This window comes from Nitratireductor aquimarinus (genome assembly GCF_017255295.1).
Lineage (GTDB): Bacteria > Pseudomonadota > Alphaproteobacteria > Rhizobiales > Rhizobiaceae > Nitratireductor > Nitratireductor aquimarinus.
On record NZ_JAFKDE010000003.1, the window covers coordinates 448,890 to 470,728 of the forward strand.

General features: G+C 63.2%; 21 protein-coding genes. 11 read left to right on the forward strand and 10 right to left on the reverse strand.

The features are described from left to right. Positions 1 to 15 precede the first annotated feature (15 nt). The 5 genes from JYP46_RS06820 to hemP are packed head-to-tail and all read right to left on the reverse strand — an operon-like array spanning position 16 to position 4,069. The gene (locus JYP46_RS06820; RefSeq protein ID WP_206547651.1) at positions 16 to 810 is read right to left on the reverse strand and encodes a heme ABC transporter ATP-binding protein; all 795 of its coding nucleotides are present in this window, start codon (positions 808 to 810) and stop codon (positions 16 to 18) included. Then, positions 810 to 1,910 carry a FecCD family ABC transporter permease gene (locus tag JYP46_RS06825; protein WP_206547652.1) on the reverse strand — a complete coding sequence of 367 codons (1,101 nt, stop codon included), beginning with the start codon at positions 1,908 to 1,910 and terminating at the stop codon, positions 810 to 812. Before JYP46_RS06825 ends, JYP46_RS06820 begins: the two co-directional genes overlap by 1 nt. A 1-nt stretch (position 1,911) precedes the next feature. Continuing rightward, the gene (locus JYP46_RS06830; protein ID WP_236042118.1) at positions 1,912 to 2,826 is read right to left on the reverse strand and encodes a heme/hemin ABC transporter substrate-binding protein; all 915 of its coding nucleotides are present in this window, start codon (positions 2,824 to 2,826) and stop codon (positions 1,912 to 1,914) included. Between the two features lie 16 nt (positions 2,827 to 2,842). After that, positions 2,843 to 3,901: a hemin-degrading factor gene (locus tag JYP46_RS06835; RefSeq protein ID WP_206547653.1), complete on the reverse strand. Its 1,059-nt coding sequence runs from the start codon at positions 3,899 to 3,901 to the stop codon at positions 2,843 to 2,845. A 9-nt stretch (positions 3,902 to 3,910) separates the two neighbouring features. Continuing rightward, positions 3,911 to 4,069, reverse strand: coding sequence for a hemin uptake protein HemP (gene hemP / locus JYP46_RS06840; RefSeq protein WP_222473968.1), 159 nt, complete (start codon positions 4,067 to 4,069; stop codon positions 3,911 to 3,913). 248 nt (positions 4,070 to 4,317) lie between these two features. Between hemP and JYP46_RS06845 the strand changes: the two genes are divergently transcribed. The 6 genes from JYP46_RS06845 to JYP46_RS06870 are packed head-to-tail and all read left to right on the forward strand — an operon-like array spanning position 4,318 to position 9,308. Then, positions 4,318 to 6,387 carry a TonB-dependent receptor domain-containing protein gene (locus JYP46_RS06845; RefSeq protein WP_206547654.1) on the forward strand — a complete coding sequence of 690 codons (2,070 nt, stop codon included), beginning with the start codon at positions 4,318 to 4,320 and terminating at the stop codon, positions 6,385 to 6,387. Between the two features lies 1 nt (position 6,388). Continuing rightward, positions 6,389 to 6,835, forward strand: coding sequence for a hypothetical protein (locus tag JYP46_RS06850; RefSeq protein ID WP_206547655.1), 447 nt, complete (start codon positions 6,389 to 6,391; stop codon positions 6,833 to 6,835). Between the two features lie 32 nt (positions 6,836 to 6,867). After that, positions 6,868 to 7,575 carry a MotA/TolQ/ExbB proton channel family protein gene (locus JYP46_RS06855; protein ID WP_206547656.1) on the forward strand — a complete coding sequence of 236 codons (708 nt, stop codon included), beginning with the start codon at positions 6,868 to 6,870 and terminating at the stop codon, positions 7,573 to 7,575. Next, positions 7,565 to 7,954: a biopolymer transporter ExbD gene (locus JYP46_RS06860; protein WP_113155060.1), complete on the forward strand. Its 390-nt coding sequence runs from the start codon at positions 7,565 to 7,567 to the stop codon at positions 7,952 to 7,954. Before JYP46_RS06855 ends, JYP46_RS06860 begins: the two co-directional genes overlap by 11 nt. A 5-nt stretch (positions 7,955 to 7,959) precedes the next feature. Next, the gene (locus tag JYP46_RS06865; RefSeq protein WP_206547657.1) at positions 7,960 to 8,370 is read left to right on the forward strand and encodes an ExbD/TolR family protein; all 411 of its coding nucleotides are present in this window, start codon (positions 7,960 to 7,962) and stop codon (positions 8,368 to 8,370) included. 14 nt (positions 8,371 to 8,384) lie between these two features. Next, entirely contained in the window at positions 8,385 to 9,308 is a 924-nt protein-coding gene (locus tag JYP46_RS06870) for a cell envelope integrity TolA family protein (RefSeq protein ID WP_206547658.1), read from the forward strand. A gap of 80 nt (positions 9,309 to 9,388) precedes the next feature. Here JYP46_RS06870 and putA read toward each other — a convergent pair whose 3' ends face one another. Continuing rightward, positions 9,389 to 13,006 carry a bifunctional proline dehydrogenase/L-glutamate gamma-semialdehyde dehydrogenase PutA gene (gene putA / locus JYP46_RS06875; RefSeq protein ID WP_206547659.1) on the reverse strand — a complete coding sequence of 1,206 codons (3,618 nt, stop codon included), beginning with the start codon at positions 13,004 to 13,006 and terminating at the stop codon, positions 9,389 to 9,391. 162 nt (positions 13,007 to 13,168) lie between these two features. On the opposite strand from putA, the gene JYP46_RS06880 reads away from it, so the two are divergent. Beyond that, positions 13,169 to 13,621 (forward strand): Lrp/AsnC family transcriptional regulator, encoded by a 453-nt coding sequence (locus JYP46_RS06880; RefSeq protein WP_113155057.1) that lies wholly within the window; start codon positions 13,169 to 13,171, stop codon positions 13,619 to 13,621. On the opposite strand, the gene JYP46_RS06885 is transcribed toward JYP46_RS06880, so the two are convergent. From JYP46_RS06885 to JYP46_RS06900, 4 genes are all read right to left on the reverse strand, one after another. Next, the gene (locus JYP46_RS06885; protein ID WP_412033075.1) at positions 13,618 to 14,859 is read right to left on the reverse strand and encodes a cytochrome-c peroxidase; all 1,242 of its coding nucleotides are present in this window, start codon (positions 14,857 to 14,859) and stop codon (positions 13,618 to 13,620) included. The genes JYP46_RS06880 and JYP46_RS06885 overlap by 4 nt on opposite strands. A gap of 2 nt (positions 14,860 to 14,861) precedes the next feature. Next, complete coding sequence (locus tag JYP46_RS06890; RefSeq protein ID WP_206547661.1) at positions 14,862 to 15,317, reverse strand: FixH family protein; 456 nt, start codon at positions 15,315 to 15,317, stop codon at positions 14,862 to 14,864. A 172-nt stretch (positions 15,318 to 15,489) separates the two neighbouring features. Then, positions 15,490 to 16,947, reverse strand: a complete 1,458-nt coding sequence (locus JYP46_RS06895; protein WP_206545421.1) for an NAD-dependent succinate-semialdehyde dehydrogenase — start codon at positions 16,945 to 16,947, stop codon at positions 15,490 to 15,492. 68 nt (positions 16,948 to 17,015) lie between these two features. Further along, positions 17,016 to 17,957: an AEC family transporter gene (locus tag JYP46_RS06900; RefSeq protein ID WP_206547662.1), complete on the reverse strand. Its 942-nt coding sequence runs from the start codon at positions 17,955 to 17,957 to the stop codon at positions 17,016 to 17,018. Positions 17,958 to 18,172: 215 nt separating this feature from the next. On the opposite strand from JYP46_RS06900, the gene JYP46_RS06905 reads away from it, so the two are divergent. From JYP46_RS06905 to JYP46_RS06920, 4 genes are all read left to right on the forward strand, one after another. After that, the gene (locus JYP46_RS06905) at positions 18,173 to 18,724 is read left to right on the forward strand and encodes a histidine phosphatase family protein (RefSeq protein WP_206547663.1); all 552 of its coding nucleotides are present in this window, start codon (positions 18,173 to 18,175) and stop codon (positions 18,722 to 18,724) included. Between the two features lie 106 nt (positions 18,725 to 18,830). Further along, positions 18,831 to 19,109, forward strand: coding sequence for an acyl carrier protein (locus JYP46_RS06910; protein ID WP_007009717.1), 279 nt, complete (start codon positions 18,831 to 18,833; stop codon positions 19,107 to 19,109). A 36-nt stretch (positions 19,110 to 19,145) separates the two neighbouring features. After that, a complete protein-coding gene (locus JYP46_RS06915) occupies positions 19,146 to 20,333 on the forward strand; it encodes a beta-ketoacyl-ACP synthase (RefSeq protein ID WP_206547664.1) in 1,188 nt (395 codons plus the stop codon). Positions 20,334 to 20,446: 113 nt separating this feature from the next. After that, positions 20,447 to 21,667, forward strand: coding sequence for a beta-ketoacyl-ACP synthase (locus JYP46_RS06920; RefSeq protein WP_210344161.1), 1,221 nt, complete (start codon positions 20,447 to 20,449; stop codon positions 21,665 to 21,667). Positions 21,668 to 21,839 lie beyond the last annotated feature (172 nt).

A 21,839-nucleotide genomic window follows, 5' to 3' on the forward strand; every position in this document is an offset into this window, starting at 1 on the left:
TTTCCGGCATTTCTCTCAAAGCTGCGCGGATTGCGGCAGGATATAGGGCAATGCGCCCATGGGCGGCACGCCCACCTGTATCCGGCATTCGAACACGTCAGAAATCAGCGTGTCGTTGAAAACCTCCGCCGGCGTTCCCGTCGCCACCAGTTTTCCGCGATGCATCATGGCCACCCGGTCGGCAAAACGCGCCGTCAGGTTCAGATCATGCAGCACGGCCAGCACCCCGCCACCGGCCGCTGCAAACTGGGCGGCAATATCCATGATGATGAGCTGATGCTTGATGTCGAGGCTCGACACCGGTTCATCGAGCAGCAGGTAGCGCGGCTGTCCGTCCAGCACCGGACGCCAGACCTGACAGAGCACACGGGCGAGCTGCACACGCTGCTGCTCGCCGCCTGAAAGCTCCTGATAGAACCGCCCTGAAAAGCCGCCGAGATCGACACGCTCAAGCGCGATTTCGGGCAAACGCTCCTGTTCGGCGCGGGTTGTGCCCGAGCGGCCGCTCAACAGGCCCAGCTTCACGACTTCGCGGACCTTGTAGGGAAAGGACAGCGCGCTCGCCTGCGGCAGCACGGCCCTGTGCCCCGCCGCCTCCCATGGCTTCATGCCGTGAAGCGATGCGCCATTGATCCGCACCATTCCCGTGAAAGGCAGATCGCCCGAGATCGCTTTGAGGAAGGTCGTCTTGCCCGATCCGTTGGGGCCGACAATGGCCGTCACCTCACCGGGTTTTGCACAAAGCGCCACATCCGAGAGGATCTGCTTGCGCCCCACCCGCACACCAAGATTGCTGACTTCAATCGACATCACAGATCCAACAATCCTCTCTGCCGCAGCAGGATCCACAGGAAGAACGGCGCGCCGATGGCGGCGGTCACGATGCCGATCGGCAGTTCTGCCGGCGCGACGACCACCCGGCTGATCGCGTCTGCCACGAGCAGAAGGCTTGCTCCCAGAAGCGCCGAAGCCGGCAGCAGGTAGCGGTGTTCCGGGCCGATGGTGAGCCGCAGGAGATGCGGCACAACGATGCCGACAAAGCCGATGCCGCCCGAAACGGCCACCGATGCGCCCGTGGCGGCTGCCACGGTGACGATGGCGGTGTTCTTCACCCGCTGCACGCGCACGCCCAGATGATTGGCCGTCGCCTCGCCCAGCACCATTGCGTCAAGCCCCCGCGCCAGAAACGGCGTGACCAGAAGCCCCGCCAGGATGAACGGGCCGGCAGCCCAGATTTTCGCCCATGTCGCGCCGGCCAGCGAGCCAAGCCCCCAGAAGGTCAGGTCCCGCAATTCCTGATCGTCGGCGACGAACACGAGTATGCCCGACAGCGCCCCCGCCAGTGCGCCCAGCGCAATGCCGGCCAGAAGCATGGTGGCAACCGAGGTCTGCCCGCGCCGCGTCGCCACGCGGTAAAGAAGCAGCGTCGAGGCAAGGCCGCCGAAGAATGCCGCCAGCGGCAGCGCGTAGATGCCAAGCACCCCGATCACCGGAGCAAGCACGGTGCCGCCCAGAACGATGATCGTGATTGCGCCCAGCCCCGCGCCGGACGAAACGCCCACAATGCCGGGATCGGCAAGCGGGTTGCGGAACAGCCCCTGCATGACCGCGCCCGAAACCGCCAGCGACGCACCCACCAGCGTACCAAGCACGATGCGCGGCAGGCGAATGTCGTTGATCACCACGCGGTCGCGCAGCGACAGTGCTTCGCTGCCGCCGCCAAGCCAGGCAACCGCCGCATCCCAGAACGAGGTGTCAGACGCCCCGGAACCAAGGCTGAACAGGAACAGGAGGACATAGAGAGCGACGAGAGCGAGGATGACCGCTTTCGCCCGCATGGAGCGATCGCCATCCACCGCATCGCGCCAGCGCCATGAGGAAGCTGGCGCCATTTCTTCACGCACAGCCATGTCAGTCGACCACCGGGCCCGCGCCATGCAGCTTCTTAGAGAGTTCGCGGATCGCATCCGCCGTTCGCGGACCGAAGCCAAGCAGATAAGAGCCATCCATGCGGATCAGCGCCCGGTTTTCTCCGGCCGGCGTGGAAGCGATTGCTGGATTGTCCATGATGTCATCCGATGCATGTTCGCTGCTTTCGCCGCGTGACATCATCAGAACCACATCCGGTTTGGCGGCGATCACGGCTTCTTCGGAGACGAGCTTGTAGCCAATAAAACCGTCCATGGCGTTCGTGCCCCCGGCCATGCGGATAATGCCATCGGCGGCATTGTCCCGGCCTGCAGCCATGATCCGTCCCGCCTGAACGCTCAGAATGAAAAGAACACGCTTCTCTTCACCGCTCTGATGCGCCAGCGACTCGGCTTCTTCAAGATCCGCCTCCAGTTCACGCGCCAGCGCCTCGGCCTTGTCGTTCACGCCCAGCGCTGCACCCGTCACCCGCACCTTGCGCAGGATCGCCTCACGGTCGAAACCCTCCGGCACGGTAACCAGTGGGATGCCCGCCTTTTCAAGAACCCCCATGGTCTCCGCCGGTCCGCTGCCTTCGGATGCCAGAATGGCGCTCGGACCCACGGAAAGAACGCCCTCGGGAGACAGGGCGCGCATATAGCCGACATCCGGCAGTTCCTTGACTTCAGCCGGATAGATGCTCGTCTGGTCGCGGGCGACGAGCCTGTCTTCTTCCCCGAGACGGTAGACGATCTCGGTGACCGCGCCACCAATGCTTACAACCTTCGAAGTGTCGGCAAAAGGCTTCGGCAGCGCTTCATCAGCCATGGCCACGGGGGCCACGCCACCCATAAGGCCAGCGATCAGGACCGCGCCGCCCAAAAGGACGCGGCCGCTCATTAATTCGGTGATAGGCATGGGTCAGTTGATCTCCCTAGGCCACCTGGCGGCATTCAAGCCGTGGCAGGCCTTCGACCATGGCGCGCCAGTCATCGCGCTCCGCGCGCCCTTCCAGCCGCTCGCCGAAGAACTGCGCAATCAGCTGGCCATCGGCGCCATAGGCTTCCATGGAGGTCACATGCCCGTCCCTGGTCGGCTTTCGCACGGCCCAGAGTTCTTTCACATGGTCGGTGCGCAGATGAAGGTTGAAGCCGGGATCGAGAATGTTGATCCACGGTCCCATCGGCTTCACGGTCTGGATCGGGCCGGTGTGAATCTGGATACAGCCGCTGCTGCCCACAAAGCACATGATCGGCACTTCGCCGCTCACCGCCTCGTGGAGCATCGTCGTCAGCGCGTCCTCTTCCAGCCGCCAGGCGTAATCCTCACCGATCAGGTGAACGGCCTGATGCCGCGTCAGTTTCAGCTTGCGCAGGATGTTGAAGAGCTGATGAACATCCGTCATCGCGCTCCAGCGCTCGCGCAGCAGATCGGCAGCCGGAAGCTCCTCGCTGACCACGTCATCGACGATTTTCTCGGCCTGCACCTCGATCTGCGGATCCTGCTCTGGATGAAGCAGCTCCTCAACGAGGTTCTGATAGGCATAGAGGTTGGATTTCGGCCGCAGATGAACCTTGTGGACGGCGTCGCCCGCCGCGTCAAAGAATTGCAGGCTGCGCCGAACCGTGTCGCCGTCGCGTTTTTCCACCGCAAATCCGAATGCCCAGCGCCCCGGGAAAATGCGCAGATCGATGTCGCGGCCCAGCACGATCGCATGCTGCGCGCCGCTTGAGCATTTCTCATAAACGCCGACCTTTTCATGCACCGCGCTTTCATTGCGGGTGAGAACCATCACCTCGCCCAGCGCTTCGAGCAAGGGGAGAAGAGCAGCAACATTCGGTTCGATGCGCGTTGCACCCTCACCGATGTGAGCCGCAACCAGTTCCGCTTCGGAGACACCGAGTTTGAGCGCCAGGTCGCGCTCACGCATTTTCGGGTTTTCGTTGCGGGCGCGCCTGATCACCTCAGGCGCGCGAACAGCCTGAACAGTCATTCTGTAAACCTACTTGTTGAGAATTAGCTTTCCCTGACGGGTGATCTTCAGCCGGTAATACGCACCATGGTGCTCGATGCCGATTTCACGGCGACCGCCGAACAGATCGACGCTCGAGATCGTACGGTCAGGTGTAACGGTTCCATGTCTGGCGGCCAGATGCTGCATATCCGCCTGCCCCTGCGGGTCGATCGACAAATAGGTCTTCATTGGAAAAAACCTCCTTTTTGAATGTGCTTGCGACGGCTCGCATCACGGTGAAAAATTCGCCCCTCCGCTTTCTTGACTTTTATTATCATATTTTATAGCCACCGCAATACCGGAGTGAAATTATCAAGATAAATTTCCTAGCCGGTTAACCGTCGACAAGCCAGTGCCAGTCGGCCCGTTGAGTTTGTTTTCTGGAGAAGGCGGGAATGCAGGATAACAGTTTAAACGGACGGCTCGGCCTGTTGTGCGGAACCTCCATCGTGACGCTGGCGCTGAGCATGGGCGCCATGGCGCAGGAAGACCCTTCCATGATGATGGCGGACGCTGCAGGCAGCGTCACGCTTCTCGATCGCATCACCGTGGTCAGCCGCACCGGCGACAGCGCGCTCGACACGCTCGCCTCGGTCAGCCAGATCAGCGGTGAAGAGCTTGAGCGCCGCATGGCGAGCAATGCCAACGACATCTTCTTCGGCGTTCCGGGCATCAAGGTCTATTCGAACGGCCGCCCCGCCGTCAGCAACATCAACATTCGCGGCCTGCAGGATGCCGGCCGTGTCGCGGTCATCGTCGATGGCGCGCGCCAGAACTTCCACAAGGCCGGCCACGAGGTCGCCCGCATGTTCTGGCTGGACCCGGAACTGGTGCAGCAGGTCGATGTGATCCGCGGCCCCAGCGCCAACACGTTCGGCTCCGGCGCCATCGGCGGCGTGGTCTATTTCGAGACAAAAAAGGCCGAAGACTTCCTGCGCGACGACGAGAATTACGCCCTGTCGCTGACCGGCCGCTACGAATCAAACGGCTCCGGCTGGACGACCAGCGCCGTCGGCGCATACCGCTTCAATGAAGCCGCCTCCATTCTCGGCAACATCGTCTGGCGCGACTATGGCGACTACAAGGATGGCGGCGGCGTGCGCGTCGGCCATTCCGGTTTCGACGTGCTGTCCGGCCACCTCAAGGGCACCATCAAGCCAACGGAAAACAGCGAGCTGACGCTTGGCTGGACCGGTTCGCGCGACGAGTGGTCCTCCAAGGCAACCCGCGACTACCGCCTCGACAGCGACATGTTCACCGGAGAGTTCAAGATCTCCGACGCCGGGGAAAAGTGGGTGAACCTCAACATCAAGGGCGCGATCAACAATCTCGACCTGCGCCAGACCGATACCGGTTCACGCCCCGGCACAACCGGTTATGACCTGCGCACGAGCAGCCTCGACATCTGGAACACCTCCTATTTCGAGACCGGTCTGTTCGCCCACGAACTGACGGTCGGCGGCGACTGGGTTTATGACGACTTCACCTCGAAGACCGGCAGCGGGGCCGCCGACACTTACAACCCCACCGGCACACGCTCTGTCTGGGGCGCCTATGTTCAGGACAAGATCACCTATGACTGGCTCGAGATCGTCGCCGGGCTGCGCTACGATTCCTACGAACTGGAAGGCTCCGGAAAAAGTTCTGGCGACCGTTTCTCGCCGCGCCTCAGCATCGGCGTCTCGCCCTTCAGCGAAGGCGCACTCTCCGGCCTTCAGGTCTACGGCTCCTATGCCGAGGGCTACCGCGCGCCCAACACATCCGAAGCCTATATCACCGGCGGACATTCCTTCCCCGGCTTCAGCTTCGCCTTCCTGCCCAATCCGGACCTGAAGCCGGAAACCGGCAAAACCTGGGAAGCGGGCGTCAACTACAAGGCTGACGGGCTCATTCAGGCCGATGACACGCTGCGTCTCAAGGCGGCCTATTTCCACAACGACATCAAGGATTACATCACCATCCCCACCTTCCCGGCGACGCCGGGCAGCGAATGCGTCAGCCTCGGCCACACCATGTGCGCCCAGTACCAGAACATGTATTCGGCCAGGATTCAGGGCTTCGAGCTTGAGAGCCGCTATGATGCAGGGCGTTATTTCGCGGGCCTCAGCGCCTCCATCATCGATGGCCACCAGACCGACCGCAGCGGCGTGCGCAAGGATCTCACCACCATTCCGTCAGCCAGCGTCACGGTGGATGGCGGCATGCGCTTTCTTGAACGTCGCCTGACGCTGGGTGGTGAAGTCCAGTTCAACAAGGCGCCCAGCGGCTCCTCCTTTGCCAAGGACTACACGCTGGTCAATCTCTACGCGAACTATCAGCCCACCGAGAATCTTCGGTTTGATTTCCGCGTCGATAATCTTTTCGATAAGAGATACGTGCTGCCCATCGTCGACACGTCCGATGGCGTCTTCGCGCAGCCCGGCCTGACCGTAAAGCTCGGCGCGACCGTGCGTTTTGGAGGATAGAATGCCATCACGATTATCCGTCTCCGCCCGTTTCCTCGCCGCCAGCCTCGTGCTGGCGGCGGCAGGCGGCAGTCCGGCCCTGGCCGAAAACGCTCCTCAAGGCATGATCGACCTCGAACTCAATGCGCTTGAGAAGAGCGACAAAGGGTGCCGGATCACCTTCGTGGTGAAGAACAGCCTTGGCAGCGACGTCACAAGGACCGTCTACGAGATTGCGCTTTTCAACAGGCAGGGGCTTGTCGAACGGCTCATGAAGCTCGAATTCAAGGATCTTCCGGACGAGAAGACGAAAGTCAGCCGCTTCGATCTGGCCGATACCGATTGCGACGCCATCGGTCGCGTCCTGATCAACGATGCCGACGCCTGTGAGGGTGACGGCGTTCAGGCGGGCGACTGCATCGCCAGACTGAACGCGACGAGCCGCAGCTCCGTCACCTTCGGTAAATAACCAGAAACTGCGACACCACGGGAATGCCAAACATGTTCGACGGCGTCATCAACTCCATCGGCTCCTTTCTCAAGCTGGGCGGCCCTGTCGTTGCCATCCTGCTCGTGCTCTCGGTCTTCGCCCTGGCGATGATCCTTCTGAAATTCCTTCAGTTCCAGCGCGAGCGCGTGGGGCGGCATGGACGGTCCAACCGGGCGCTTCACGCCTGGTTCCACCACAATCAGGGCGAGGCGCGGGCCATGCTCGCCAATGCCCGTTCGCCGCTCGAGGAAACGCTCTCCACCACCATGCGGCTCGCAGCGGCCAAAGCCGACAAGAGCGCCATTGAGGATGAGGTGAGCCGTCTGGCGCTTGGCCGCCTGCATGATCTGCAACGCGGCTTCCGCGCGCTGGACGCCATTGCCCAGATTGCCCCGCTGCTTGGCCTGTTCGGCACCGTTCTCGGCATGATCGAGGCGTTCCAGAAGCTTCAGGAAGCGGGCAATTCGGTCGATCCGTCCCTGCTTGCAGGCGGCATCTGGGTGGCCCTTCTGACAACGGCCTGCGGCCTTGCCGTCGCCATGCCGGTCTCGCTGGTGCTCACCTGGTTTGAAACCCGCATCGAAAACGAGCGCGTCGCCATCGAAACCATGACCGCCACCGTGCTTTCGCACGCTTCAATCGAGGCAGCGGAAGCCGGAGCCACGCCGGTCAGCGGCAGCACGCCGAGGCTCGTGACGGGTGAAGGCCATGCGCATTGACGCAATCAGGGTCAGGAAGCGAAAGCCGCTTTCGCTCACATCGCTGATCGATGTGATCTTCCTGCTGCTTCTGTTCTTCATGCTGACCTCCACCTTCACGCGCTTCGCCAAGGTCGAGATTTCAGGCGGACCGGCTTCGGCCTCCGCCGGCGGCAAGCCGCCGGACGTGCTGATCCGCGTGGACGATCCGGCCGGCTGGCGCATCAATGGCCAGACACTGGCCGAGGATGCCGCCATCCTCGAGCTTGCGCGCCTGCAGGTAGCCGGCGCAGAGACCGCCGTGCTGCTCGTTCGGGGCGAATTAACGTCACAGGACCTCGTCAGCGCCGTCGAGCGCATCCGCCGCAACACACAACTTAATCTTTCCGTCGCGAGGTAATCCCCATGCTGCGCCTTGCCCGTCCCACACAGACACGTCAGCGGGAAAGCACGATTGCCCTAATCAACATCGTCTTCCTGATGCTGATCTTCTTTCTTGTCGCCGGCACCCTCACCCCGCCGCTCGACAATGATGTCAGCCTGATTTCCACCATCGAGGCGGATCGGTCTCAGCCACCGGACGCCCTTTTCGTCACCAGTGAGGGCGAAATGCGCCTGCGTGGAACCGCCACGGATGCGCAGAGCTTCATGCTGGAGCGTGTCGACACGCTCGGCGAAACAGCCGCCCGCGAGCTTGAAATCAAGGTCGCCGCCGATCGCGAACTGCCGGCTGCGAAGCTGGTCGACATTGTCGGCGCGCTGAAAGCCGCCGGCGCAAGCCGGATCAGCATCATCACTGAACGTGTGCCGCAATGAAGATGCGGGCGAAGATGCGGGCATGGAAATGGGCTGCAGCACTCGCGGTCTCGTTGGCAGTGCATGCCGGCGCTGCCGTCTACGTGATGGAGCGCACTCCGGATATCGAGATTGCCGGAGGCGGCGTGACAGAGATCGCCCTTGCCGGCAATGCCTTTGCCGACATGGTGTCCGCGGGCGACGCCGTTGACGAGGCCGAGCCCTTAACGGAAACGGCAACCGAAACGGTTCAGCCGGAAACCGTGGCTGAAATCGTGACCGAGACTGCGGTTGAGGCGACAAGCGCCGCCACCGTGGAAAGCGTAAGCGAAGAATCTCCGGTGCAGCCGGTGGAGGCAGAGGAGCCCGTCGAGCAGGCCCCAGAGGCCGAGACCGCTGAAGAAATTGTCGAACCGGTCGAAAACGCGCAGGTCGTGGCAGCCCTCGCCGAAATACCGGTTCCCACCCCCCGCCCCGCCTATACACCGCCTCCCAAACCCAAGGTAGAACGCAGGCAGAAGGTGGCGAAAGCCGCACCTCCGAAGAAGCGTCAGGCCGGCTCAAGAGGAAAAGACCAGCAGGATGCACGCCGCGGCACCGCATCGGGCAGCCAGAACGCCCGGAAGGCGACCGAGGGCCGCAAGACCGCCCGCGCCACCCAAAGCGGCAATGCGCAGGTTTCCAACTACCCCGGAAAGGTGAGGACCAAGCTTCGTAGAGCGCAGCGCTATCCCAGCGCAGCCAAGCGCCAGCGCCTGAAGGGCGAAGCTCATGTCCGCTTCACCATTGCGCGCAATGGATCGGTCAGCGCCATACGTATCGTTCGCAGCTCCGGCTCGGATATACTTGATCAGGCGGCTGTCGACACCGTGCGCCGCGCCGCCCCCTTCCCCAGAATTCCGGATGGCGCAGGCCGTTCAAGCTGGGGCTTCACGGTGCCTCTCGCCTTCCGGCGCTAACAGAACGAAAAACGGGCGGAGATTTCTCTCCGCCCGTTTTTCTTTCTGCATCAGGCACAATCGCCTGAACTGTGTTTCCGCTAGACAGAAGCCAGAAGGCTCGCATTGCCGCCGGCTGCCGTCGTGTCGACGCAGATGGCGCGCTCATGAGCGTAGGCTGCCGGATAGATCGGCTCGATCACCAGCGGCACGATGGCCCCGTCCCGCCCGGCAAGCGCCCCGCGCAGGCTCTTCAGCCAGGCAGCATCACCGCTGGCCGCCACCAGATCGAGCCTCAGCGCGCCCAGCGCCTCGGGCGCTGCCACACCGTCTGCAGCTTCAACCGGAAGCCCCTGACCAAGCAGCGGCTTCAGGATGCGACGCGCCTCGGGATGAACGGCCAGAACCGCATTGCCCGTGGCCAGCGCCTGCACGACCTGCGCCATCAGCGTGTCTTCATCCGCGCCGAGGCAGAGCGCGCGTCCGCGCGGCGTCAGCATCAGCGAGTTGGCCTCACCGGTCGGTCCGGGCAAATCCACCGGGCCCTGATCGAGCGCTGCGGCAGCCGCCATGGCCGCCTGCGCCTGCCCGCGCAGGATCTTGCGCAGCGCCGGCAGACGGTCCGCACGCGCAGCCCACTTGCCGTCCACCGCCGGCATCAGCCTGTCCAGCGTGCCGGAAGAGAGAACGGCCCCCTCAGGCGCAGCACCCGCGCCTTCCGAACCACGGCGGAAACGGCGCAGATAGTGCGGGCCACCAGCCTTGGGACCGGTGCCCGAAAGCCCTTCACCACCAAATGGCTGGGAGCCAACGACCGCACCGATCTGGTTGCGGTTCACATAGATATTGCCCGCATGTACCCGGTCCACCACATGCTGCGCACGCGCATCGATGCGTGTGTGAAGCCCGAAGGTCAGTCCATAACCCTTTGCGTTGACGTCGGAAATCACCTTGTCGATGTCTTCTGCGTCGAAGGTGGCCACATGCAGGATCGGCCCGAAGATCTCGCGCTCCATTTCGCCGATGCCCGACACCTTGAATGCCGCCGGCGCCACGTAACGCCCGCCAGCCGGCACATCCAGCGCCGCGATCAGCCGGCCCTTGCTCGTCATCTGCTGCGCATAGCCGCCAATGGTCTGAAGCGCTTCGGCATCGATCACCGGCCCCACATCCGTCGACACGTCCCACGGATCGCCAATGCTGAGCGCCTGCATCGCGCCCTTGAGCATTTCCAGAACCCGGTCCTCCACATCCTTCTGGACATAGAGCATGCGCAGCGCCGAGCAGCGCTGTCCCGCACTCTGGAATGCGGAGGCCACGATGTCGCGCACCGCCTGCTCCGGCAGCGCGGTGGAATCGACGATCATGGCGTTGAGACCGCCCGTTTCCGCGATCAGCATCGCCTCCGGTCCGGCATTGGCAGAAAGCTGGCGCTCGATCAGACGCGCCACTTCCGTCGAGCCGGTGAAACACACACCTGCAATGCGTGGATCAGCCGTCAGCGGCCCGCCCACGGTCGGGCCATCGCCGATCAGAAGCTGAAGCGCATCCGCCGGCACACCGGCTTCGTGCATCATCGCCACGGCGCGCGCCGCGATCAGCGATGTCTGCTCTGCGGGTTTGGCGACAACGGCATTGCCCGTCACCAGCGCGGCTGCGACCTGGCCCGTGAAAATGGCAAGCGGGAAGTTCCAGGGCGAAATACACACGATGACGCCGCGCGCATCCGTGTCCTTCTCCACATGTGCCGCTTCACGCGCATAATAGCGCAGGAAGTCGACCGCTTCGCGCACCTCGGCAACGCCATCGGCAAGCGATTTTCCGGCCTCCCGGTTGGCAAGCGCGAAGAACTCGGCGGCATGCTCTTCATAGAGGTCGGCAACCCGGCGCAGGATCGCGCCGCGCTCGGCCACCGGCGTACCTGCCCATGCGGGCTGCGCCTTCAGGCCGATTTCCACCGCCGCCGCAGCCTGTTCGCTGGTCGCATCCTGCACCGAGCCGACGATCTCGCCGAGCTTCGCCGGATTGATGACATCGCGCGTTTCGCCCTTGCCCCCCCTGGCTTGGGTAATGGACGCGGCGTCCCACCGGTGCGGCGCGGCAAAGGGAGCGCGCGCTGCATCAAGTTCGGCCATGGTGACCGGATCGGTCACGTCCCAGCCCTTCGCATTCCGGCGTCCTGCGCCAAAGATCTCCGAAGGACGGCGAATTGCCGTATTCGTCGCCTCGGCTTCCGCCTCGACTGCGGCAAACGGATCGGCTGCAATCTCTTCCGCGCTCACATCGGTATCGACGATCTGATGAACGAAGGAGGAGTTCGCACCATTTTCCAGAAGGCGGCGGACCAGATAGGCCAGCAGATCCTGATGCGCACCGACCGGCGCATAGATGCGGCACCGCGTGCCCTCGCTCTTGCGCACGGCCTCGTGCAGCGCTTCGCCCATGCCGTGCAGGCGCTGGAACTCAAACGCGCTCTTGTCCGTGGCCATGGCGAGGATCGCCGCCGCCGTATGCGCATTGTGGGTGGCGAACTGCGGATAGATGCGGTCCGTCATGCCCAGCAGCTTGCGCGCACAGGCGATGTAGCTCACATCCGTGTTCGACTTGCGGGTGAAAACCGGGAAACCGTCAAGCCCGAGCACCTGCGCGCGCTTGATTTCCGTGTCCCAGTAAGCGCCCTTCACCAGCCGCACCATGATGCGGCGGTCAAGCCGTGTTGCAAGGTCGTTCAGCCAGTCGATGACAAAGGGCGCGCGCTGCCCGAATGCCTGGACAACCACGCCGAACCCGTCCCAGCCGGCCAGATCCGGATCGGACAGAACGGCTTCGATCACATCCAGCGAGAGGTCGAGGCGGTCTGCCTCTTCGGCATCGATGTTCAGCCCCATGCGGGCGTCACGGGCGGCGAGCGCAAGGCTCTTCAGCCGCTCCACCATCACCGGCAGCATATGTTCCTTCTGCGTCGCCTCATAGCGCGGGTGAAGCGCGGAAAGCTTGACCGAAATGCCCGGATTGGCGCGAATGTCGTCACGGTTGGAAAAACGCTTCAGCGATGCGATGGCGTCGCCATAGGCCTTGAGGTAGCGCAGTGCGTCGGCCTCGGTGCGGGCCGCTTCGCCGAGCATGTCGAACGAGTAGGTGTAGCCCTTCTCTTCCATCGACTTGCCGCGCTTCAGCGCCTCGTCGATGGTGCGGCCCAGAACGAACTGCTCGCCCATCTCACGCATGGCGCGCGATACGGCGCGGCGGATCACCGGTTCGCCCATGCGGCGCACCAGCCCGCGCAGCGTGGCTTCCACGCCCTGCCCTTCATCGTCCAGCACCCGGCCCGTCAGCATCAGCGCCCAGGTGGACGCGTTCACGAAGATCGAGGCGGATTCGCCCGAATGCGCCGACCAGTCATGCGGCGCGATCTTGTCGCGGATCAGATCGTCCATCGTCTCCGCATCCGGCACGCGCAACAGCGCCTCGGCCAGACACATCAGCGCAACGCCTTCCTCGGTGGAAAGACCGTATTCGGAGAGGAAAGCCTCCATCAGGTCCATGTCGCTCGATGCGCGGACATTGCGCACGAGATCGGCCGCGCGCTTCGAAATCTGCTGGCGGTCCTCCCGCGACAGTCCGGAAAGCTCGATCAGCCTGCGCAGAGCCTCGGCCTCATCGGCCAGATAATGGGCTCTGATGTCCTCTCGCAAGTTTGCGGGCGCTTTGTTCTGCATAACATCCTCAGATGGCTGGAAAGGTCTTCGCGGCGCTCCCATCGCCGCCATTCGGGCGATCATAGCATAACAAAAACAGCCAATCGGGCTGATTAGTTGCCGTCGACAGCCCAAATGGACTATGTTGATCGCAGCAATAACACCCATAGGGATGGAATTCCCATGTCAACAGAACGTGTGGACCGCATCGACCGCAACATACTGGACGCGCTAACCAAGGATGGCCGCCTGTCCATCGCCGAACTGGCCCGCCGGGTCGGGCTCTCCAAGACCCCGGTTCAGGCGCGCTTACGCCGGCTTGAGAAGGATGGTTACATCCGTGGCTACTCGGCCATCATCGACCGGGCGCGCATCGGCGAGGGTCACATCGCCTTCGTGCAGGTGGAGCTGGAAGACACCCGCTCATCGGCGCTTGCCGCCTTCAACAAGGCCGTTCTCGCGGTTCCCGAAATCGAGCAGTGCCACATGACGGCAGCCGGTTTCGACTATCTGCTCAAGGTGCGCACGCGCGACATTTCCAGCTATCGCAAGATTTTGGGCGAGCGCATTTCCGCCCTGCCCCATGTGGCGCGCACATCCACCTTCGTGACGATGGAGACGGTCAAGGACCGTTAGGGGGACCGCCCAGGGGGACCGCTAAGCGGCTCCACATCCAGCGTCTTCAGAAAGGCGATCAGCGCCCGGCGTCCACGGTCGGTGAACACCACGCCGCGAATCTCGCTTTCCCCGGAAACAGCCTCCGGCGCAGTGCTGTAATGATCGATCACCCCGTCGAGCGTGTTGATCTGGCCCGCATGCATATAGGGCGGTCTGCTGGCCGCCCCGCGCAGCGACGGCGTCTTGTAGGCCCGTTCCATCACCGCCGCATCGCGCTGCATGAAGCGCAGCGCCTCGCAGGCCTCGGGGGCGGCGTCGCTGTAGGGTCCAAGACAATTGAACGGATCGGCCAGAACATCGGCCATGCCTTTGGCGCGGCCCAGATCGTCCGGCAGCCCTGCGACGGGCGGAACGCCGGTATTGTGGAAATGATCGTCGGTGAAACGCGGGCCGTTGTGGCATTCGAGGCAGTTCGCCTTGCCGATGAACAGCCTCAGCCCCTCCTGCTCCAGATCGCTGAAGGCGGCGTCGCCCTTTGCCACTTCGCCCGCCGCCACGGCGCGCGCAAACCGGTCAAAGCGGGTTTCGGGCGGGTGCAGCGTGCGTTCGAACGCACCGATTGCCTTGCCCAGATTGGCGAAAACCCGGTTCACCGCATCACGCTCGTCCTCGCCCATCGCGGCCCAGGCCGCGCGCTCGGCCTCATTGCCAAGCGGGCTGGCATTGGCCGGCAGCCCATCGAGTACCGGCAGCGCGCCAAAAACCTCTGCATAGCCGTCTGGATATGTCGCCGCGATGTAGTGTGCGAAGGCGGTCCGGTTGCCGGCATGCTCGCGCTGGTCTTCCAGCGGCGTCAGCGCCTGTGACCAGAGGCTGTCGCGCCGCCCGTCCCAGAACTGCCAGACATTCCACCCCGTGCCCGCCAGCGGCATGGTGCGCCGGTCGCTTTCGCCCACCGCGACACCGCGCGGCAGACCATCCTGAAACTGCAGATCGGGCATGTGGCAGGTGGCGCAGGAGACATTCCCCTCGCCGCTCAGGCCCTCCTCGAAGAACAGAAGCTGCCCGAAAGCCGCTGCACGCGGATGATCGGCAAACCGGTTGCCGGGTGACGGCGGCAACGGCCCCAGCGCGTCAATGGAAAGCGACGCGATCTTTGCCTTTTCATCCTCGCTCAGTTCGGAGGAATCGCAACCGGCAAGCGCGACAAGCCCGCCAAGGGCAAACGACACGAAAAGCCGTCGCGCCATCCCCATCGTCAGAGATCCAGATTGAACACCGCCTCGTCGAGGCCGGGTTCGGCGTCTATCCCGATGCGGATTTCCCAGTGCCCGCCCATATTGAAGCGCATGCCTTCCACGCGGTAGCGCCCCTCGCCCGGATTCTCGCTGGCCTCGGGCTCGGTCGGCAGGCCATGACCGTGATCCGGCATGCCGCCATCAATGGAAATCTGCGCATCCTCGACCGCAGCCCCCTCCGGCGTGGTGATCACCACCACCCAGTCATGCGTCTCATTGAGCGGAACCGGCTGCGTCTCCGGCTCGAACATCACCTGATAGAGACCATCACGGCTCACGGTGTTGTAGGCAGTGTCCATTTCGGGCGGCGGCGGGGCAAACAGCCGGAATGCCGCATAGATGGCGACAGAAGCCACCAGCAGTCCAGCACCTGCAAGAATGAGGCGCTGTTTTCCGTTCGCGCGTTGCGCCGCCATATCGTCCCTCCGATTCACCAGCATTGCCAGGCCACTACATAACCCGCGCCCTGACCGCAGTTCCACCACCGGGTTGTCGCATCCATGCGCCCACACGAAAAACGGGCGCGAAAAACGGGCAAAGAAAAACCGGCGTCGATGACGCCGGTTTTCGATTTCAGCCGATTGTGGCTCAGAGGCCGAGGCCGCCGATGCACACATATTTGGTGTCGAGATAGTCCTCGATGCCCTGATGGCCGCCTTCCTTGCCCATGCCGGACTCTTTCAGGCCGCCAAACGGCGCTTCCACCGTGGTGATGATGCCTTCATTGACGCCCACCAGACCGTATTTCAGCCCTTCCATCACGCGGAAGGCGCGGCCCAGATCGCCCGTATAGAAGTAGCAGGCCAGACCGAACACCGTGTCATTGGCAAGCTTGATCGCCTCTTCTTCCGTCTCGAAACGGAAGACCGGGGCCACCGGGCCAAAAATCTCTTCCTGCATGAAACGCATGTCGGAGCTGGCGTTGGAAATGACGGTCGGCTGGAAGAACGAGCCGCCCAGCGCGTGGCGCGCGCCACCGGCCGTCACCTTGCCGCCCTTGCCGGTGGCGTCGGCGATCAGTTCCTCGACCTTCTCGACAGCCTTCTCATCGATCAGCGGTCCCTGCTGCGTGCCTTCCTCAAGGCCCGAGCCGACCTTCAGCCTGTCGGCAGCAGCCGAAAGCTTCTCGACGAATTTGTCGTAGATGCCGGCCTGTACGAAGAAGCGGTTGGTGCAAACGCAGGTCTGGCCCGAATTGCGATATTTGGCGGCAATCGCCCCCTCGACCGCGCGGTCCAGATCCGCATCGTCGAACACGATGAACGGCGCATTGCCGCCGAGTTCCATCGAAACCTTCTTCACCGTGCCGGCCGTCTTCTGGATCAGAAGCTTGCCGATCTCGGTGGAGCCGGTGAAGGTGATCTTGCGCACCAGCGGGTTTTCGCACAGCTCGTCGCCAATCTCGGAAGCCGAACCGGTGACGATGTTCACCACGCCCTTCGGGAAACCGGCTTCTTCACACAGAACACCCCAGGCAAGGCCCGAATAAGGGGTCTGCGAAGCAGGCTTCGCCACGGCGGTGCAGCCCGTCGCCAGCGCCGGACCGAGCTTGCGCGCCAGCATGGAGGACGGGAAGTTCCACGGCGTGATCGCGCCAATGACGCCCACCGGCTCCTTGGTCACGAGAATGCGGCGGTCTGCCCAGGGCGACGGCACCACATCGCCGTAAACCCGGCGGCCCTCTTCCGCATACCAGAGGATATAGGCCGCCGAGCTGCCGACCTCGCCCTTTGCCTCGGCAAACGATTTGCCCTGCTCCATGGTCAGCAGTTCGGCCAGCGCGTCCTGATTGTCCATGATCGCGTCATGCAGCCTGCGCAGCAGCGTTGCGCGGTGCGCCGCCGAGGTCTTCTTCCACGAATGGAAGGCCGTTTCGGCAGCCTCGATGGCGCGGCGCGTTTCTGCACCGCCCGAACGCGGCACGGTGCCGATCTTTTCGCCATTGGCCGGATTGAAGACATCGACGGTCTGCCCCGAATCCGCGTTGACCCAGGCTCCGTCGATGAAGTTCGCCTGACGCAGGAAATGATTTGTTTTCTGAAGCATTTGCTTCTCCTTTTGTTTCGCGCGGCAACCTAATGGTCCAGACGTCAGCGACTAGGGGCTGTCTGGCCCTATTGATAGGTCCAGTGGACCACTGACAGCCAGAATGCCGTCGTAAATACGGCAAAGAGCGTGCCTATGGTCATCGCGTTCGACGCCAGAGCCTGTCCGGTGCCGAACCGCGAGGCGATCAGATAAGGGTTCACCCCGGAGGGGAGCGCTGCCGCCACCACCGCAACCTGCGCGCTGAAGGCCGGCAGTCCGACCGCCAGCGCCACACCGAGGGCAACGGCGGGCATGAGGAAAAGTTTCAGCGTCGCGATCACGATGGCCGGACGCACATCGCCCGTAATGCCAAACCGGTTCAGGCCAAGCCCCATGGCAAACAGCGCCACCGGCCCCGCCACATTGGCCAGCGCATCCACGAAACGCGTGCCAAGGGCGGGCATTTCAAGCCCCGAGAAGCGCCACAGAAGCCCCGCGACGATGCCCAGGATCAGCGGGCTTGAGAAAAGCTTCGTCAGGAACTCGCGGGCAATACCGATTGCGCCCGTTCCCTTGCGCCCGACCAGCGAGAACAGAAGGATCGATGCCCCCAGCATCACCGGCAGGTGGATCGACACGATAAGCGACAGCACCTCGAACCCCTCTTGCCCGTAAACACCGAGCATGAAGGGAATACCGAGCAGAACAAGGTTGGAGAAACTGGTGGACAGGCCCGCCACCACGCCGACACGCGCATCGCGGCCGAAAAACCGCATGATGGTGAAGTGCCCTGCGACCCAGGCAACGCCGACGGCGCTGAAATAGGTGATCCAGAGCGCCCAGGGGATGCTGGAGCCAAACTCTGCCCCCGCCATGGTGCGAAACAACAAAAGCGGAACCGCAATGGTAACGGCAAACTCACTCAACGCTTCGCCGGTCTCCGTCTTCAGCAAACCGGTCCACCCGGAGATATAGCCGAAAGCGACGAGACCGAAGACGAAGGCAACAGTTTCGACAAGTGGCGACATGCAGCCTGTTTAGACGCAAACCCAGGTGGAAGGAAAGCCACTGGACAAGCAGCGCGCGAAACTGGCCCAGCAGGCGCGCCTCCCCGCTTCCGTGCCGCCCGGCCGCCCAGCCCCATGCGCCGGGGATCGTGGCGGGGCAGCGACGGCAAGGCACCTTTCAAGCTGCCCCCACATGCCTATATGCTTCAGAAGAAGTATATTTTGAGGATTGCCACATGTTTCGATTGCTCGCCGTCATCGCCCTTCTTCTCGGCGTATTGCCAGCACAGGCGACGGAAGCCGGCTGGGCGCTGTTGCGCAATGGCGGTCAGGTGGTTCTGATGCGGCATGCCATCGCACCGGGCAATGGCGATCCGGCCAATTTCGACATCGAGAACTGTGGCACGCAGCGCAACCTCTCGGAGCGCGGTCGCCTGCAGGCACGCCGCATCGGCGCACTGATCGAGGCACGCGCCGCGCCGGTCGAAAAGGTGCTGACCAGCCGCTACTGCCGCGCTCGCGACACCGCCACGCAGGCCTTCGGCGCAGGCCCGGTCGAAATCTTCGAGGCTCTGGACCTGCCGGCCGACGATGCCGCGCTCGAACAGCAGAAAGCTGAAATTCTGAAGCGAATCAACGAATACACCGGATCCGGAAACCTGATCATGATCACCCATCTTGAGATCATACAGGCGCTGATCGGTGGTCAGGCGCGTGAGGGCGAGGCCATTATTTTGTCACGCGGAGGCGACAATCTGCACGCTTCGGCAAGGATCAAATTCAACTGATACCGGCATCGCCCGGAGCCTTAGCCCTTTTCCTGCCGCGAAAAACCGATTAGAGACCCCCGATCATCCAATTGTAAAAGAATCTCCCCAGACCTGAGGGCCCCAAGTGACGACATTCGACAAGGTTGCTGACATCATCGCTGAGACCAGCGAGATCGACCGCGAGAAAATCACCCCCGAGAGCCACACGATCGACGACCTTGGCATCGACAGCCTGGACTTCCTCGACATCGTGTTCGCAATCGACAAGGAATTCGGCATCAAGGTTCCGCTCGAGAAGTGGACCCAGGAAGTCAATGACGGCAAGGTTTCGACGGAAGAGTATTTCGTCATGAAGAACCTGTGCGCCAAGATCGACGACCTCGTGGCCGCCAAGGCCGGCTGATCGCATTTCCGACACCGCATCGTTGAAGAGGCAGGCATGAGCCCGCGCGACGTAGTTATCACCGGTATGGGCATCGTTTCCTCGCTTGGCGAGGGCGCGGACGCCCACTGGCAGGCACTGACAGCCGGCACGCCGGCTCCCGTGCTCGATAAGGAGCGCTTCGCGCCCTACACCATCCACCCCCTTCCCGAGATCGACTGGGGTCAGCAGATCCCGCGCCGCGGCGATCAGCGGCAGATGGAGACCTGGCAGCGCCTGGGCACCTATGCAGCCGGTCTGGCGCTCGATGACGCCGATATGAAGGGTGACGAGGCGCTCTGCGCCTCCATGGATATGGTGGTGGCCGCCGGTGGCGGCGAGCGCGACGAGACCGTGGATGAGGGCATTCTCGCCGCATCGCTCGAGCGCAGCGATCATGATCTGCTTCTCAACGAAAAGCTCACGACCGAGCTGCGCCCGACCCTGTTCCTGGCGCAGCTTTCCAATCTGGCCGCCGGCAATATTTCCATCGTCCACAAGGTGACCGGCTCGTCCCGCACCTTCATGGGCGAGGAAGGCGCTGGCGTTTCGGCCATTGAGACGGCTGCGGCCCGCATCCGCTCCGGCCAGTCCTCGCACGTTCTGGTGGGCGCGTCCTTCCAGACCGAGCATTCCGACATGCTGCTCGCCTACGAGCTCGGCGGCTTTCTGCACCGTGGTGACTGGGCGCCGGTCTGGCAGCGCGCCAATGGCGAAGGCGGCGGCGTGGTCACCGGCTCCGGCGCGGCCTTCCTGGTTCTGGAATCGCGCGAGCATGCCGAAAAGCGCGGCCGCAAGGCCTATGCCGCCATCGGCCCCGTCGTTTCCCGGCGCAGCCGCCGCAAGGCGGAGCCGCTTGCCGCAGGCGTTTCCGAAATGATCGACCGGCTCGAGCTGCCCGACGCACCGCTCATGGCGCTCTCGGGCGCATCGGGCGCGCATGAGGCAACCGCTGCCGAGCTGGAAGCCTTTGGCAGCCGCGAGAACATGGCGCTGCGTGGTTTCTCCTCGCTCACCGGCCACATGAAGGAGGCGCAGTTCCCCTTCGCCGTGGCGCTTGCAGCGCTCGCCGTTCACCACGGACAGGCCTACCCTGCATTTGACGATCAGCGCGAAGCCGCATTCGATGGCAGCCTCGACGCCGTTCTGGCAACGGCCGTCGGCTATCACTGCTATGAGGGCATGGGGCTCATCACCAAAGCCTGACCCGACAGTCGGGAAGGCCCGGGCCCGTAAGTTTATGAGCCGGAAGATTTAGAGAAAGCGATCACGTGAAAACGACCGACAGCTTTGGAAGACCCGTTATCGCCGTCACCGGCATGGGCGTTGTCACCTCTCTCGGCCAGGGACGTGCGGAAAACTGGGATGCGCTGATCAATGGCCGTTCCGGCATCCATCCCATCACGCGCTTTCCCATCGACCATCTCGCCACCACCATTTCCGGCATGGTCGATTTCCTGTCGTCCAGCACCCGTGGCGCAAGCGTTCACACCCATGAGCTTGCCGATCTGGTTGCGGCGGAAGCCATCGAACAGTCGGGCCTTCCCGCGTCCGATTTCGGCGGCCCCCTGTTCCTTGCCGCGCCCCCGGTGGAGCTTGACTGGCATCACCGCCTGGCGCTCTACGCCAAGGCCCGCGAGCACAATGGCAACACCTCGCTGATCGAGGCTGCCCGCGAGGCGCACGCCACCGAACTCTTCGAGGAAAGCCAATTCGGCACCATCGCCGACCGCCTTGCAGAACGTTACGGCACGCGCGGCCTGCCCATCACCCTGTCGACGGCCTGCGCATCGGGCGCGACCGCCATTCAGCTCGGCACGGAAGCGATCCGTCGCGGCGAATGCGACCGCGCGCTCGCCATTGGCGCAGACGGTTCGGCAACCGCCGAGGCGCTTATCCGCTTTTCGCTCCTTTCCGCGCTCACCACCCAGAACGACGATCCCGAAAAGGCATCGCGCCCCTTCTCCAAGGACCGCAGCGGCTTTGTTCTGGCCGAGGGCGCAGGCGCACTGGTTCTGGAATCGCTCGAAAGCGCCCTTGCCCGTGGCGCCGAGATCCTCGGCATCATGAGCGGCTGCGGCGAAAAGGCCGACGATTTCCACCGCACCCGGTCCAAGCCGGACGGTTCGCCGGCCATTGGCGCCGTCCGCGCCGCGCTCGCTGACGCCGGCATGTCGACCGAAGACATCGAATACATCAATGCGCACGGCACCTCGACGCAGGAAAACGACAAGATGGAGCACATGTCTCTGTCGACCGTTTTCGGCGAGCGCATGAAGACGCTGCCCATCTCGTCCAACAAGTCGATGATCGGCCACACCCTCTCGGCCGCCGGCGCCGTGGAAGCCGTCTTCTCGCTCATGACCATGCGCGAAGGCGTCATTCCGCCGACCATCAATTACGACACGCCCGACCCGGCCATCGAGCTCGACGTCGTGCCGAATGTGAAGCGCGAGGCGCAGGTTTCGACCGTGCTTTCCAACTCGTTCGGCTTCGGCGGACAGAACACCTGCCTTGTCATGGCCAGGGAACCGGTCTAATCGACCGGTTCAGACCGGTGGAATGCGTTTGGCGTTCGGTGCCTGCGCGGTGTGTCGCGCTCCACGAACGCCGAATTTGATCGTTCCGCCGGAAACGCAAACTTGCCGGTGGCCTTCCTTTTTCCAGCCTTGGCGCTCATCCCCGAAACGGATCGAACGCAAATGCCGGAAA

Coding starts and splice junctions, on each gene's coding strand:
- JYP46_RS06820 (WP_206547651.1), bottom strand. CDS start 810: ATGTCGATTGAAGTCAGCAATCTTGGTGTGCGGGTGGGGCGCAAGCAG.
- JYP46_RS06825 (WP_206547652.1), bottom strand. CDS start 1,910: ATGGCTGTGCGTGAAGAAATGGCGCCAGCTTCCTCATGGCGCTGGCGC.
- JYP46_RS06830 (WP_236042118.1), bottom strand. CDS start 2,826: ATGCCTATCACCGAATTAATGAGCGGCCGCGTCCTTTTGGGCGGCGCG.
- JYP46_RS06835 (WP_206547653.1), bottom strand. CDS start 3,901: ATGACTGTTCAGGCTGTTCGCGCGCCTGAGGTGATCAGGCGCGCCCGC.
- hemP (WP_222473968.1), bottom strand. CDS start 4,069: ATGCAGCATCTGGCCGCCAGACATGGAACCGTTACACCTGACCGTACG.
- JYP46_RS06845 (WP_206547654.1), top strand. CDS start 4,318: ATGCAGGATAACAGTTTAAACGGACGGCTCGGCCTGTTGTGCGGAACC.
- JYP46_RS06850 (WP_206547655.1), top strand. CDS start 6,389: ATGCCATCACGATTATCCGTCTCCGCCCGTTTCCTCGCCGCCAGCCTC.
- JYP46_RS06855 (WP_206547656.1), top strand. CDS start 6,868: ATGTTCGACGGCGTCATCAACTCCATCGGCTCCTTTCTCAAGCTGGGC.
- JYP46_RS06860 (WP_113155060.1), top strand. CDS start 7,565: ATGCGCATTGACGCAATCAGGGTCAGGAAGCGAAAGCCGCTTTCGCTC.
- JYP46_RS06865 (WP_206547657.1), top strand. CDS start 7,960: ATGCTGCGCCTTGCCCGTCCCACACAGACACGTCAGCGGGAAAGCACG.
- JYP46_RS06870 (WP_206547658.1), top strand. CDS start 8,385: ATGCGGGCATGGAAATGGGCTGCAGCACTCGCGGTCTCGTTGGCAGTG.
- putA (WP_206547659.1), bottom strand. CDS start 13,006: ATGCAGAACAAAGCGCCCGCAAACTTGCGAGAGGACATCAGAGCCCAT.
- JYP46_RS06880 (WP_113155057.1), top strand. CDS start 13,169: ATGTCAACAGAACGTGTGGACCGCATCGACCGCAACATACTGGACGCG.
- JYP46_RS06885 (WP_412033075.1), bottom strand. CDS start 14,859: ATGGGGATGGCGCGACGGCTTTTCGTGTCGTTTGCCCTTGGCGGGCTT.
- JYP46_RS06890 (WP_206547661.1), bottom strand. CDS start 15,317: ATGGCGGCGCAACGCGCGAACGGAAAACAGCGCCTCATTCTTGCAGGT.
- JYP46_RS06895 (WP_206545421.1), bottom strand. CDS start 16,947: ATGCTTCAGAAAACAAATCATTTCCTGCGTCAGGCGAACTTCATCGAC.
- JYP46_RS06900 (WP_206547662.1), bottom strand. CDS start 17,957: ATGTCGCCACTTGTCGAAACTGTTGCCTTCGTCTTCGGTCTCGTCGCT.
- JYP46_RS06905 (WP_206547663.1), top strand. CDS start 18,173: ATGTTTCGATTGCTCGCCGTCATCGCCCTTCTTCTCGGCGTATTGCCA.
- JYP46_RS06915 (WP_206547664.1), top strand. CDS start 19,146: ATGAGCCCGCGCGACGTAGTTATCACCGGTATGGGCATCGTTTCCTCG.
- JYP46_RS06920 (WP_210344161.1), top strand. CDS start 20,447: ATGGGCGTTGTCACCTCTCTCGGCCAGGGACGTGCGGAAAACTGGGAT.